The organism is Bradyrhizobium sp. AUGA SZCCT0160, assembly GCF_018130105.1.
In the GTDB taxonomy this organism is placed as follows: Bacteria; Pseudomonadota; Alphaproteobacteria; order Rhizobiales; family Xanthobacteraceae; genus Bradyrhizobium.
The window spans coordinates 176572-189038 of record NZ_JAFCMD010000008.1; the positions used below are offsets into that span (position 1 = coordinate 176572).

At 62.9% G+C, this 12467-nt stretch carries 13 protein-coding genes; 8 read left to right on the forward strand and 5 right to left on the reverse strand.

Annotated elements, in window-relative coordinates:
* Window position 1: 1 nt before the first annotated feature.
* The 4 genes from JQ558_RS15735 to JQ558_RS15750 all read left to right on the forward strand — a co-directional run bounded on the left by JQ558_RS15735 (window position 2) and on the right by JQ558_RS15750 (window position 3554).
* Window positions 2-928, forward strand: a complete 927-nt coding sequence (locus JQ558_RS15735; RefSeq protein ID WP_212209119.1) for an ABC transporter permease — start codon at window positions 2-4, stop codon at window positions 926-928.
* 9 nt (window positions 929-937) lie between these two features.
* Window positions 938-1621, forward strand: coding sequence for a cysteine hydrolase family protein (locus tag JQ558_RS15740; RefSeq protein ID WP_212276654.1), 684 nt, complete (start codon window positions 938-940; stop codon window positions 1619-1621).
* Window positions 1618-3150, forward strand: a complete 1533-nt coding sequence (locus JQ558_RS15745; RefSeq protein ID WP_212294138.1) for an ABC transporter ATP-binding protein — start codon at window positions 1618-1620, stop codon at window positions 3148-3150. Before JQ558_RS15740 ends, JQ558_RS15745 begins: the two co-directional genes overlap by 4 nt.
* Window positions 3151-3281: 131 nt before the next feature.
* On the forward strand, window positions 3282-3554 hold the full coding sequence (locus JQ558_RS15750) for a hypothetical protein (protein ID WP_212294139.1): 273 nt from the start codon (window positions 3282-3284) through the stop codon (window positions 3552-3554).
* Between the two features lie 16 nt (window positions 3555-3570).
* Here the strand turns inward: JQ558_RS15750 and JQ558_RS15755 are convergent, their stop codons facing one another.
* From JQ558_RS15755 to JQ558_RS15770, 4 genes are all read right to left on the reverse strand, one after another.
* A complete protein-coding gene (locus tag JQ558_RS15755; RefSeq protein WP_212294140.1) occupies window positions 3571-3825 on the reverse strand; it encodes a DUF3551 domain-containing protein in 255 nt (84 codons plus the stop codon).
* Window positions 3826-3969: 144 nt separating this feature from the next.
* Complete coding sequence (gene puuE / locus JQ558_RS15760; RefSeq protein ID WP_212294141.1) at window positions 3970-4902, reverse strand: allantoinase PuuE; 933 nt, start codon at window positions 4900-4902, stop codon at window positions 3970-3972.
* Window positions 4903-5316 carry a DUF3830 family protein gene (locus tag JQ558_RS15765; RefSeq protein ID WP_192734938.1) on the reverse strand — a complete coding sequence of 138 codons (414 nt, stop codon included), beginning with the start codon at window positions 5314-5316 and terminating at the stop codon, window positions 4903-4905.
* A 136-nt stretch (window positions 5317-5452) separates the two neighbouring features.
* The gene (locus tag JQ558_RS15770) at window positions 5453-6322 is read right to left on the reverse strand and encodes an aldose 1-epimerase family protein (RefSeq protein WP_212294142.1); all 870 of its coding nucleotides are present in this window, start codon (window positions 6320-6322) and stop codon (window positions 5453-5455) included.
* A 195-nt stretch (window positions 6323-6517) separates the two neighbouring features.
* On the opposite strand from JQ558_RS15770, the gene JQ558_RS15775 reads away from it, so the two are divergent.
* The 4 genes from JQ558_RS15775 (at window position 6518) to JQ558_RS15790 (ending at window position 11774) form a co-directional block, all read left to right on the forward strand.
* Complete coding sequence (locus JQ558_RS15775; RefSeq protein WP_212294143.1) at window positions 6518-7591, forward strand: LLM class flavin-dependent oxidoreductase; 1074 nt, start codon at window positions 6518-6520, stop codon at window positions 7589-7591.
* Between the two features lie 79 nt (window positions 7592-7670).
* Window positions 7671-8648, forward strand: a complete 978-nt coding sequence (locus tag JQ558_RS15780; protein WP_212209111.1) for an NADPH:quinone oxidoreductase family protein — start codon at window positions 7671-7673, stop codon at window positions 8646-8648.
* A 10-nt stretch (window positions 8649-8658) separates the two neighbouring features.
* A complete protein-coding gene (locus JQ558_RS15785; RefSeq protein ID WP_212294144.1) occupies window positions 8659-9246 on the forward strand; it encodes a DUF2889 domain-containing protein in 588 nt (195 codons plus the stop codon).
* 278 nt (window positions 9247-9524) lie between these two features.
* Window positions 9525-11774 carry a hypothetical protein gene (locus JQ558_RS15790; RefSeq protein ID WP_212294145.1) on the forward strand — a complete coding sequence of 750 codons (2250 nt, stop codon included), beginning with the start codon at window positions 9525-9527 and terminating at the stop codon, window positions 11772-11774.
* Window positions 11775-11783: 9 nt separating this feature from the next.
* Here JQ558_RS15790 and JQ558_RS15795 read toward each other — a convergent pair whose 3' ends face one another.
* On the reverse strand, window positions 11784-12410 hold the full coding sequence (locus JQ558_RS15795; RefSeq protein WP_212294146.1) for a pyridoxamine 5'-phosphate oxidase family protein: 627 nt from the start codon (window positions 12408-12410) through the stop codon (window positions 11784-11786).
* Between the last annotated feature and the right edge of the window lie 57 nt (window positions 12411-12467).

Consider the following 12467-nt stretch of genomic DNA (forward strand, 5'->3'; position numbering starts at 1 on the left):
CATGTCGGACGGATCGCTCGGACTCTGGACCGTTCCGCTCGCCGTGTTCGGCGGCGCCATCCGCGTCTCGACGCCGTTTCTGTTCGTGAGTCTTGGCGAATGCATCACCGAGCGTTCCGGCCGTATCAACCTCGGCCTCGAAGGCACGCTTGTCATGGGCGCGATGAGCGCTTACGGCATTTCCTATCTCTCCGGCTCGCCCTGGCTCGGCGTGCTCGCCGCCGGGATCGCCGGCGCGATGCTGGGCGCCCTGCATGCCGGCATCTGCTCGCTGCCGCGGGTCAACGACATCGCGGTCGGCATTGCGCTGATGCTGTTCGGAACGGGGCTGGCGTTCTATCTCGGCAAGCCGTTGATCGAACCGACCGCGGCGCGGTTGCCGGCGATCGATTTCGGCTGGTGGAGCGACGTGCCGCAGGTGCGCGCCGCCTTACGGATCAACGTGCTGTTCCTGATCGGCCTTGCGCTGGCGCCGATATTATACTGGGCCTTCAAGACCACGCGCTGGGGCTTGCTCATCCGCACCGCCGGCGAGAGTTCGGACGCCGCCCGCGCCATGGGCTATTCGGTGCTGGCGATCCGGCTGCGCGCCACGATGGTCGGCGGCTTTCTGTCCGGGATCGGCGGCTCGTTCCTGTCGCTGTTCTATCCCGGCAGCTGGAACGAGGGCCTGTCCTCCGGCCAGGGCATCACGGCCGTGGCGCTGGTGATCTTCGCGCGCTGGGATCCGATGCTGTGCCTGTGGGCGTCGCTCGCGTTCGGCGGCGCCGCGGCGCTCGGACCGGCGCTGCAATCGGTCGGCGTCACCTCGGGCTATCATCTGTTCAACGCCGCGCCCTACATCCTGACGCTCGCGATCATGATCATCACCTGTTCGCCGAAGCGCACGCTGACCGGCGCGCCGGCCGAACTGTCCATCACCCGATAAGGACGTGCCATGCCCGAGCGCTATATCTCATCCGAACCCTATGCCTGGCCCTACAATGGCGACCTGCGCCCGCAAAACACCGCACTTGTCATCATCGACATGCAGACCGATTTCTGCGGCGTCGGCGGCTATGTCGACAAGATGGGTTATGACCTCTCGCTGACCCGCGCGCCGATCGAGCCGATCAAGAAGCTGCTTTCGGTAATGCGCGCGCAGGGTTTTCACATCATCCACACCCGTGAAGGCCATCGCCCTGACCTCACCGACCTGCCCGCCAACAAGCAGTGGCGCTCGCGGCAGATCGGCGCCGGGATCGGCGATCCCGGCCCGTGCGGCCGCGTGCTGGTGCGCGGTGAGGCCGGCTGGGAGATCATTCCCGACCTCGCGCCGCTGCCCGGCGAGCCCATCATCGACAAGCCCGGCAAGGGTTCGTTCTGCGCCACCGACCTCGAACTGATGCTGCGGCTGCGCGGAATCCAGAACCTCGTTCTCACAGGCATCACCACCGACGTCTGCGTCCACACCACAATGCGCGAAGCCAACGACCGCGGTTTTGAATGCGTGCTGATCGAGGATTGCTGCGCCGCCACCGACAAGAGCAATCACGACCACGCGCTGAAGATGATCAAGATGCAGGGCGGCGTGTTCGGCGCGGTCGCGACCTCAGGCGCGTTCATCAAGGCCGTCTCATGATCATCGGTGAGACACCGCTGCCCGAAGGCCCGCTCGGCGTCGACGCGGTCGCGGTGACGATGAAGTTCGGCGACTTTCTTGCGCTCGACAATGTCGCACTCAAGGTGCGGCCGGGCTCGTTCCACGCGCTGCTCGGCGAGAACGGCGCAGGAAAAAGCACGCTCGTGAAATGCATCATGGGCTACCATCACGCGACCGAGGGCGACATCATGGTCGGCGGCCGCGAACAGGCGATCGCCAACCCGAAGGATGCGCATGCGCTCGGGCTCGGCATGGTCTACCAGCATTTTACGCTCGTGCCGGCGATGACGGTTGCGGAAAATCTGGTGCTGGCGCGCGATGACGTTCCTGCTGTCGTCAACTGGGCCAGGGAAAAACAGGAGCTGGAAGCGTTCCTGGCGCGGATGCCGTTCAAGGTGCCGCTCAACGCCAGGGTTTCCGACATTTCCGCCGGCGAGCGGCAGAAATGCGAGATCCTGAAGCAGCTTTATCTGAAGCGGCGCTTTCTCATTCTCGACGAGCCGACCTCGGTGCTGACGCCGGGCGAGGCCGACGAGGTGCTGGGCATGCTGCGCGACATGGTCGTGAATGGCGGCCTGACCATCCTGATGATCACGCATAAATTCCGCGAGGTGATGGCGTTCGCCGACGAGGTGACGATCCTGCGCCGCGGCAAGCTCGCCGGCAACGGCAAGGTCGCCGATCTGACGCCGGACAGCATGGCGCGGATGATGATCGGCGCCGAAGAACTGACGGTGCAGCCGCCGCGCGTCGGACAATTGGGCGAGGCGCGGCTAGAACTGAGCAAGCTTTGCGCGATCGACGATGCCGGCGCGGTCGCGGTCGAAAATGTCTCGCTCACCGTGCGCGGCGGCGAGATCGTCGGCATCGCCGGCGTCTCCGGTAACGGCCAGCGGCAGCTCGTCGAAGTGCTGGCCGGCCAGCGCGAGGCCGAAAGCGGCGAAATCCGCATTCGCGGCGAGCTCTATTCGGCGAGCCGCGAGGAGATGCGCCGGCACAGGATGTCGCTGCTGCCCGAGGAGCCCTTGAAGAACGCCTGCGTCGGCGGCATGAGCGTTGCCGACAACATCGCGTTCCGCGAATTCGACCGCGCGCCGTTCGCCACGCGCGGCTGGTGGCTGAATCGCTCCGCGTTCCGCAAGGATGCCGAGCGCAAGATCGGGCTCTACAAGATCAAGACCCGCTCGCCGGATACGCCGATCGCGGCGCTGTCGGGCGGCAACGTGCAGCGCGCGGTGCTGGCGCGCGAACTCGGCGGCGAGGTCGAGGTGCTGATCGCCGCCAATCCCTGCTTCGGGCTCGATTTCGCCGCGGTCGCCCAGATCCATGCCGAGATCATGGCCGCCCGCAACCGCGGCGCCGCGGTGCTATTGGTCAGCGAGGACCTCGATGAACTGCTCGAATTGTCGGATCGTCTGGTGGTGATGTTCCACGGCCAGTTCGTCCATGAAGCCCGCGCCAGCGAGGCCGATCTCACCGAGATCGGGCGGCATATGGCTGGGCATTAACCGCCCGACCGCATTCGCGGAAGTGTGATCTACCTGCACCACGCATTCCCCGCGGTAATGCCTAGATGGGCCTTACCCGGAAAAGTCCGGAAGAGAGCGCCGCGAAGGCAGCACTCCGCAGGAGAACGATCATGACACGGCTCAAGGCGCTCGTCGCGAGCGTGCTGGGCTCGGCCATACTTGCCACGTCCGCGCTTGCGCAGGAGCCGGCGGCTTATGCGGCACAGAATCCGGACCGGGATGTGCTGAATGGCGGCGTGCTCACGCCTGCAGGCAGACTGGCGCGGGAGCAGCCCGGCGACGCTGCCGCCGCGCTCTATGCGATAAATAGAGCCAACGCCGGACTGGGAGGCGCCGTGCCTTCAGCCAGCGCCCAAAGCAATCGGCGCCGTTCGTTCCAGTAAACAACGGCACGATCAATCAATACGCGCGACGCGACGACCCACGGGGCATTTGCGCATTCGCATAATATGGATTGACGAGGCACTGGGCGGCGCGGCCCGATGCCGACGCGGCGCACTGCCCCATCGAGGTAAAGCGGCAATCGATGTCGCTTCCTCCCCAGCGGTAGTTCTGGATGCAGACCGGATAATTGCCGCCATAGGTCTGGGCCGAAGCCGGCGCAGACGCCAGCACAGTGAGGGCCGTCAGTATCATCAAAGCCGGAGTGCGCATCGGGACCTCCTTCGGGATTGACGTCACAGCATCAACCCACCGAACCAGACAAGCCATACCGCCGGCAGTCAATTCACATTCGCGCGCGATACAATTGAAGCCGCATTTCGCATCCGAAAACAGCGGTCGAACAGCGCCGCTGGCCTATCCGATCTCAGCGGCGCTTTCGGCGAGATGCCTGAGATTGGCGTGAAAATGCTGCGCGATCTGCAACCGCGTCGGCACCCAGACGGCGTCATGCTTCATGACGTAATCGAGAAAGCGCATCAGCGATGCGGCGCGGCCGGGGCGGCCGACGACACGGCAATGCAGGCCGACCGACATCATCTTCGGCGAGGTCGCGCCCTCGGCATAGAGCACGTCGAAACTGTCCTTCAGGTAGGTGAAGAATTCATCGCCGCCGCCAAAGCCTTGCGGGTTCACAAAGCGCATGTCGTTGGCGTCGAGCGTGTAGGGGATCACCAGATGCGGCTGCAATCCGCCTGCCTTGATCCAGTATGGCAGGTCATCGGCATAGGAATCGCTGAGGTAGAGCAGGCCGCCAGCCTCCATCAGAAGCCGCAGCGTATTGATCGAGGAACGCCCGGTGTACCAGCCGAGCGGACGTTCTCCCGTCGCCTCGGTATGAACGCGGATCGCCTCGGCAATCTCGGCCCGCTCTTCGGCCTCCGACATGTCCTTGTGCTCGATCCATTTCAGGCTGTGGCTGGCGATGTCCCAGCCGGCCTCCTTCATGGCAGCGACCACGTCGGGATTGCGCTTCAGCGCAGTCGCGACGCCGAACACGGTGGCCGGCATCTTGCGCTCGGTGAACATCCGCCACAGCCGCCAGAAGCCGGCGCGCGAGCCATATTCGAACATCGATTCGATGTTGGCGTGGCGTTTGCCGGGCCAGGGCTGCGCGCCCAGCACATCCGACAGGAACGCCTCGGAGGCGCGATCACCGTGCAGGATGTTGTTCTCGCCGCCCTCTTCGAAATTCACCACGAACTGCACGGCGATCCGCGCATTGCCCGGCCAGCGCGGATCGGGCGGATTGCGGCCATAGCCGCGGAGGTCGCGGGGGTAGCCCGTCACCTAGATTTCCTCGAAGCGGATCTTCTGTGCACCCTTCCACAGCACGGTCTTGCCGAACGCGGTGAGGTTCTCCAGCCCCGAGGTCAGGGTGATGAAGTGGTTGCCGGCGAGCTGGCCCATCTTGCTGGCGAAATGCACGCCGCCATAGGCGAGCAGGATTTCGGTCTCGCTGATGCCGCCGGGATAGAGGATGATCTGGCCCGGCGCGGGATAGCTGGTGTGGTTCTCGTAGGAGACGCCGAAATCGAGATCGCCGAGCGGCATCCAGACCCCCTCGCCGCTCCAGCGGACATGGATTGCCTGGCTCTCGAACGGCATCGCCTTGCGAAAGGCGGCAACCGTCTTGGGCGCCAGTTGCTCTTCAAAACGGGCCTCAAAGGTGAAGTCGCCGGCGCGGACAATTAGTTGGCTCATCGATCTCTTCTCTTGGGTGGCTAGGAGGGTTCAGCCATATCCATTGCAGCCGCCAAAAGCGGAAGCAAGGACCATTCAAGCCAGAAAATGCGGTTTGTGGGGCGCCTGCCGACAAAATCAGCCGAAAATGCCGTCCTCAACCCGCGCGTATCCGATAGCAAAGGCTCCGCTTCTCGCCCGGCGCAATCTGCATCAATCCGGGCTTGCCGGTGAATTCGCCGTCGAACTCCGACGGGCTGGCGAATCCATGCCAGGGCTCGATGCAGAGAAACGCCGCGCCTGATGGTTTCGACCAGACGCCGAGTTCGGAAAATCCTTCCCAGGACATCTCGATCGAAGGCCCACGATCGGCTGCATAGCGAACCGAACCGCTCGCGAGCCGATCGATGATAACCGCATCGTCTTCGAACAGCCGCTCCGAGAGGGAGAGGCTGTTGCCGCGAACCGGCGACGGCTCCGCCTCGGCGCGCATCAGGCCACCTGCCAGCCTGCGGATCGGCGCCGGCTCTTCGTCCGAGAAGGTGAGCGCGTAGGCTTCCTTTTCCAGCCCCGGCAGCAACGGCCAGTTGAACGCCGGATGCGCGCCGATCGAAGCCGGCAAGGTCTCGTCGCCGGTATTGATGATGTCGAACGCCACTTTCAGGCCGGCATTTTCAACGCTGTAGGTAACCTCGAGCCGGAACGCAAAGGGATAGCGGGCGCGCGTCGCCTCGCTATCGACAAGCACCAGCCTGCACGACGAGGCCCCCTGTTCCAGCCACTCGAACCTGACATCCCGCGCAAAGCCATGCTGGGTCATCGGATAGGTTTTGCCACGGTGGCGCAGTTGATCGCTCTTGAGGCGGCCGACGATCGGAAACAGCAACGGCGAGTGGCGCGGCCATGCCGGCCCCGCCTGCCAAAGCAGCTCGATCCCTTCATTTCGGAGCGAGCACAATTCAGCGCCATCGGCCTTGATGGTCGCCTCAATCGCGCCGCAGCGAAGCGTATGCTTGTCCATGCTCATACTTCACCACGCGAAGTGCCCCTGCCCCTCTCATAAGTCATGGCATTGCCCCCAGCAACGGAGATGCCCTGGCGGCGTCATTTCCTGATGGCATGGTTGCAAGGCTGACACAGCTTCCGGCCTGTGAAGCGCTTGATTTCCCCTGTTGTTGCGCGTTTCATTCAGACAACGAACGAATACCCTGGGGAAACAACCATGCCAGCAAAAATCATCGGTATGATCGGCACCCAGCAGGAGGGCGTCGCAGTTCACCTGATCAAGGGCCAGATATCGCGCCAATGGGTGATCGATTTCACCCGCCTGCATGAGCAGTGGAACTATGATTCCGTGCTGGTCGGATATTACGCCTCGGCCGCCGAAGGTTTTGCGATTGCCCTGTATGCCGCGGATCATACCGAGCGAATAAAATTCCTGATCGCGCATCGCCCGGGCTCGGTGGCACCGGCATTGGCGGCACGGCAGATCGCGACCTTCGACCAGCTGACGCAGGGACGGATGTCGCTGCACGTCATCGCCGGCACCAGCGACCAGGACCAGGCCAGCGAAGGCGACTTCCTACCCAAGAACGACCGCTACCGCCGCGCCGGCGAATATCTCGATGTGATGCGCCGGATCTGGACCAGCGACAGCCCGCTCGACCACAAGGGCGAGTTCTATCGGGTCGAGGGCGCGTTCAGCGACATCAAACCGTTTCAGCAGCCCTACCCGCAGCTGTTCTTCGGCGGCTCGTCCGACGGTGCGCTGAAAATGGGCGCCGAACATTGCGACGTGTTCGCGATCTTCGGTGAGCCGCTCGCCGAGACCCGCGCCCGCGTCGACGATTTCCGCCGTCGCGCCGCCGCGTTCGGGCGCCGGGTCGGCTTCAACATGTCGCTGCGTCCAATCATGGCGGACACCGAGGGCGCAGCCTGGGACAAGGCGCACGCGCTGCTGGCGGACGTCGAGCGCAAAACGGGCGAAGCGCCGCAACCGACCAACCAATCCGCCGAACGTCTGCTCGGCTACGCCGCGCGGGCCGACGTCCACGACGAACGGCTGTGGATGGGCATTGCGCGCGCCACCGGTGCGCCCGGCAATACGTCCTGCCTGGTGGGAACGCCGGAACAGATCGCGGCTGCGGTGCTGGAATATTACCGGCTCGGCATCCATTCGTTCCTGCTGCGCGGATTCGAAAATCCGCACGACACGATGGCGATCGGCCGCGACCTCATTCCATTGATCAAGGCCGGTTCAGAAGCGATCGACCGGCAGGCCGAGGCGGCCGAGTAGCGTTGGCCCCCAGAATCTGCAAACACATCAACAGGCCGGGTCACAGCACGGCGCCAGGAAAGACCTTGGGACCAATTGCATGAAAGCCGTGGTGGTCGAGAATTACGATTCGATTGACGGCATCTCCATCAAGGAGATGGCGATGCCGGATATCCCGCCCGGCGGTGTCCGCGTCAGGATCGGCGCGGCCGCCATCGGCTTCGTCGACGGCTTGAAGGTGCAAGGGCTGTATCAGACCAAGGACCCGCTGCCGTTCGTGCCGGGCACGGAATTCGCCGGTGTGGTCGATGGTGCCGCAGGCGACGTCGCCGCGTTCAAGCCGGGCATGCCCGTGGTCGGCATGGTCAGATCCGGCGCGCTCGCCGAATACATCTGCGTGCCGTCAGCGGCGCTGAAGCATTTGCCGCCAAAAATTGCCTTCGAGGCCGGAGCGTCCTTTCAGGCGAATTACCTGACCGGACTTTACGCGCTGGATGCGCGCGCCGAACTGCGCAAGGGCGAAACGCTGCTGGTGCTGGGCGCCGCGGGCGGCGTCGGCATCGCGGCGGTACAACTCGGCAAGCTGATGGGCGCGAAGGTCATCGCCGCGGCCTCGACACCGGAGAAACGCCAATTCGCCAAAGGTTACGGCGCCGATGAAACCATCGACTACACCAAGGCGGACTGGCGCGAGACCCTGAAGACGCTGACCGGCGGCAACGGCCCGGATGTTATTTTCGACCCGGTTGGAGGCGAGGTGGCGCTGCAGGCGTTTCGCTCGATCGCCTGGCGCGGGCGGCACCTCGTGGTCGGGTTCGCCTCCGGCACCATTCCGGCGCTGGCCTTCAACCTTCCGCTGCTCAAGGGCGGCGCCCTGCTCGGCGTCGACCTCGCGCAGATCCAGAAGCGCGAGCCGGAAACGCATACCCGCCTGATCGCGCAGTTGTTCGACTGGCTCGCCTCGGGCCAATTGAGCCCCGTGGTCGGCAAGGTCGTGCCGTTCGAGAATTTCCGCGAGGCGTTCAAGACCATGCAGTCGCGATCCGCACTCGGTAAAATGATCGTCAAATTCGCCTGAGGACAGCAACATGCCCCAAGACAAGGCCGCCGACGGAACCGGGCGTCGCCTGATGCATACGCGAACGGTCGAATGCAACGGCTACATCAGGGACGACGGGCTCTGGGAAGTCGAGGCGCGGCTGGTCGACACAAAGCCGTTCACGCAAGCGGCCGACCGCTATCGCGAGGAACTGAAGCCCGGCGATCCCGTGCACGATATCCGCCTGCGGCTGGCGATCGACGACACCATGAAAATCCACGAGGCCGAAGCCACCATGCAGGCGACACCCTATCCCACCTGCATCGACGTCGAGCCGATCCTGCAGCGGCTGGTCGGCGAGAGCATCGGCAAGGGCTGGCGCGAGGTGGTCCGTCGCAAGATCGGCCGGCTCGAGGGCTGCACCCATCTGTCGGAGCTATTGGGCCCGGCGGTAACCACGCTGTTTCAGACCATGTCGCACGGCGACGCTCCGGAAGGGCGCGGCTCGCTGGAAACCCAGCAGAACTCCGGCAAGCGGCCGTTCTTCATCGGCGGCTGCTATTCCTGGCGCACCGACGGCCCCATCGTCGCCGACAAGTTTCCTCAATTTGCGACCAAGGCGGCCGCGCGGGATTAGAGCGTTTTCAAGCGAAGTGGATACCGGTTCGCGTGAAGAAAACGCGTCGCTCTAGGGCGCAACGATCCAGCGCGGGCCCTGATCACGAAATTGCAACCGCCGGGCTGCGATACCTTGTGAAGCCACGCGCTTGACAATCCACTAACCTATGGTTGTCATCTCTCCACCGATATACGTCTCTTATTTTGCGAAGTCGCGAACGGCGTTCTGAACGGACATCGCGCTCGAAGCCAAACGCCTGTCCGGCCGTTTCTCGCTCCTTGCGCGCGGGGGATCTCATGTCGAAGCGTTTTGTGTCGAAGCGTTTTGGAGTTGGATTATTGCTCGCCTGCGTTGCGGCACTTCTGCTTCCGGTGCTGGTCGTCCTCGTTGACATGATTTTCCTTCACCAGACGATGGTCAACTCCATCTACAAGAACGTCGATGACGTTTCCGACAGCGAGATGCCACCCACCGTTGCTTCCTTCCAATCCGGCCCTGACGTCGTCAGCACCATCGGCGGCAGCGGCGAAGGATTGAACTGCAGCCTCCCTGCCCTGACGAACATTTTCTTCGACCATCGCGCAGACGATAAAGGCAGACGCCATCTCGTGTTGCAACGGTTCCGGCAGGCGTGCGTGTTTCACGATCTTTGCTATCGCCATGGCCTGGCTACCTACGGCTATAACCAGAACGACTGCGATCGCATCATGCAGAATGCGGCTTTCCGGCTCTGCCTCTATATCCGGAACGGCGACGATGCGGATCAGGCGGCACGTTGCGAGACCGATTCAAAAATGGTTCTGGCGGGCGTGAGCATCGGCGGCGCCGACGCCTATCGTGCCTGGGACCGGTCGACCTACTTCGAATTCGATTCGGATCCCTGGCGGTCCAGCGGATTCCTGGTCAGCCGGGTGGTCGATCATCCCTTTAAATCCATCGATCGGGAGAAGTACCACGACGAGCCCGATCAAGTCATTCTGACATTCGAGAACAAGCGATCAAACCTTACGGTGACCTGCGTCACCTGCAAGGCCGTACCGGTCTTTCAAACCACCGAACGACGCAGCGACGTCAGCGCGGAACTCCGATCGGTCGGGATCGAGCGGCTTCCCGACGCCTTGCTCAAGCGCGAAGATCAAATCCTATCCAACACCAATCCGGTTTGGCTGCCGCCGCGACGTCATCACGCCGCACCGCATCTGCTGGTCGATGGTGCGGGCAAGAATCATCTCATCTGGGTGACGCGGAACAATCCGGGAGACACCATCTCCTGCCTGGTCCTGGCGGATGCCGCGAAGTTGTTGACCCACACATTGCCAAAGCGTGACCTCTGCTCCGAGGAGGCGGGTTCCCAACTTACCATGGTTGAGGTCGATATGTATGCGAGCTCACCACTTCCAATGGAGATACCAAGTGCAAATGGCATTTTTGCAGCCGCAATCAGCGCGAAGCGGGAAGATGATCGCAGCCTGAGCTTCTGTCTGCGGTCCGCGTCCAGGAAGGTCGAGCGAGAAACGGTAAAGAACGACGACCAGGCCGATTGCATTCTCCTCTCCGGACCGGAAGTTTCCGGCGGCGCCGGCCTCGGCGCCTTTCAGAACTTTGCAGTCATCCGTCCAGGGCAGCAAATCCTGTTCGCGCGTGACATTGCACCATCACCTGCATTGCTGCCGGTCAGGCTTCTCCAGAATGCACTGGGCGTCAAATACTCGTCTAAAGGAACCATGCTGGTAATCGATGTCACCGCGCACTCCCAGGAAAAAAAGGCTTCGGGATCAAGAATCAGGAAGACGGTGAAGTTTGACATCGACGACCGTTTTGATCCGATGATGCCGATCACGCGCAAACGAGACGATCTCCGCTTCCTCAGTCTGGAGTCTTCGATGGAAGGGGTCGGTGTCCGCATGATTGATTTTGAGAAAGAAAGCCCTGCCGTCGGCGATGTGAAGCTCATGATGAATGGAAGTGACGTAAACCTGCACCGGTCCTGGGCCTCGCGACCTGTCCTAGTGCTCGAAACGCGCGAGGGGCTCCCAAAAACCAAACTTGTTTTTTCGCGAGCAGAAATTGCGGGCGAATCTGCCAGTCCCAATGCCGAATCATTGAGTCTGGAAACGCTGGTATTCGAGCGCGCTGCGGACGGCCCCTCCGACGCGCCATTCGTGAAGACCGGCGGGGCGGCCTGCACGGTAAAGTACAAGTTCCAATCGCTTCCTGATTACCCCTGCTATCGCCCGTTCGATCCGAAACGCCCGATGCGGGCATCGGCGGCCGCCAGAATGCAGGCATCCCAACTACTGGTCGGAAAATTCGCAGGTCAGGACGGACACGGCATTGCATTCCCCGATTTCTGCCTGCAGGGGGAACCGATCATCCTGAAGACAGAAGACGGCAGCTTCGCGCCGATGACGAAAACAGTCGGCGAGGAAATCGACAAGATACGCACGGTCACGTGCGATCCGCTCGACTCCCACAAGTATATCAGCGGGCCCATCAAGCCTGGCCCTGACGTGACGGTGTCGGCCGCCGACCGGCCGCGGCCTTAGGGCAAACGTTCAGCTCTCACGCGGACCCGTCTTGACGACCTCCGCATGCGGATCGCCGGCGGGCAGGATGTCGCGGATGTAATCGCGGCCCTTCCACTCCGGCGGCGGCGGTGGCCCCTCGCCTTCGCGGGGAACATAGGGCGACGGACTGGCGCCGGCGAGGTCAGGCACATAGCGCGGGCAGTTCGGATAGATCTCGCACTCGATCCGCACCACGAGCTGCGCGCCGTAATGCCGGCCGATCGCCGCCGCGTCGTCGAGGATCTCGGCGCGGCCGTTGATGCGCATGCGCCGGCTCTTGCCGTCGAAGCGCACGAACAACAGCCCGACATTCGGATTCTTCGACAGGTTGCCGAGCGTGCGGTACATCGAATTGCCGTCATACTCCGGGTACTCGATGATGTTCGGGCCAACGACTTTCACGAAGCCGGGATCTCCCGACTTGATGCTGCAGTCGACATAATCCGCAAAGGAAGTGCCGATGAAGAAGAACGGCGAACTCTCGATCAGCGCCTTCTCGTCATCCCAGAATTCGTAATGCTTGCGGTGCCGCTCGATCGCCTCGGCCACACGCCGCCCGTCGAACCGGTCCTGCAGTTCGCTCATGCCCTCGTGATAGAACGCCCGCTGCCACATCGGCCTGCTCCCTTTTTTCTCGGGAGACATTAACGCCGATCCAGCGCAGCCGCCAGC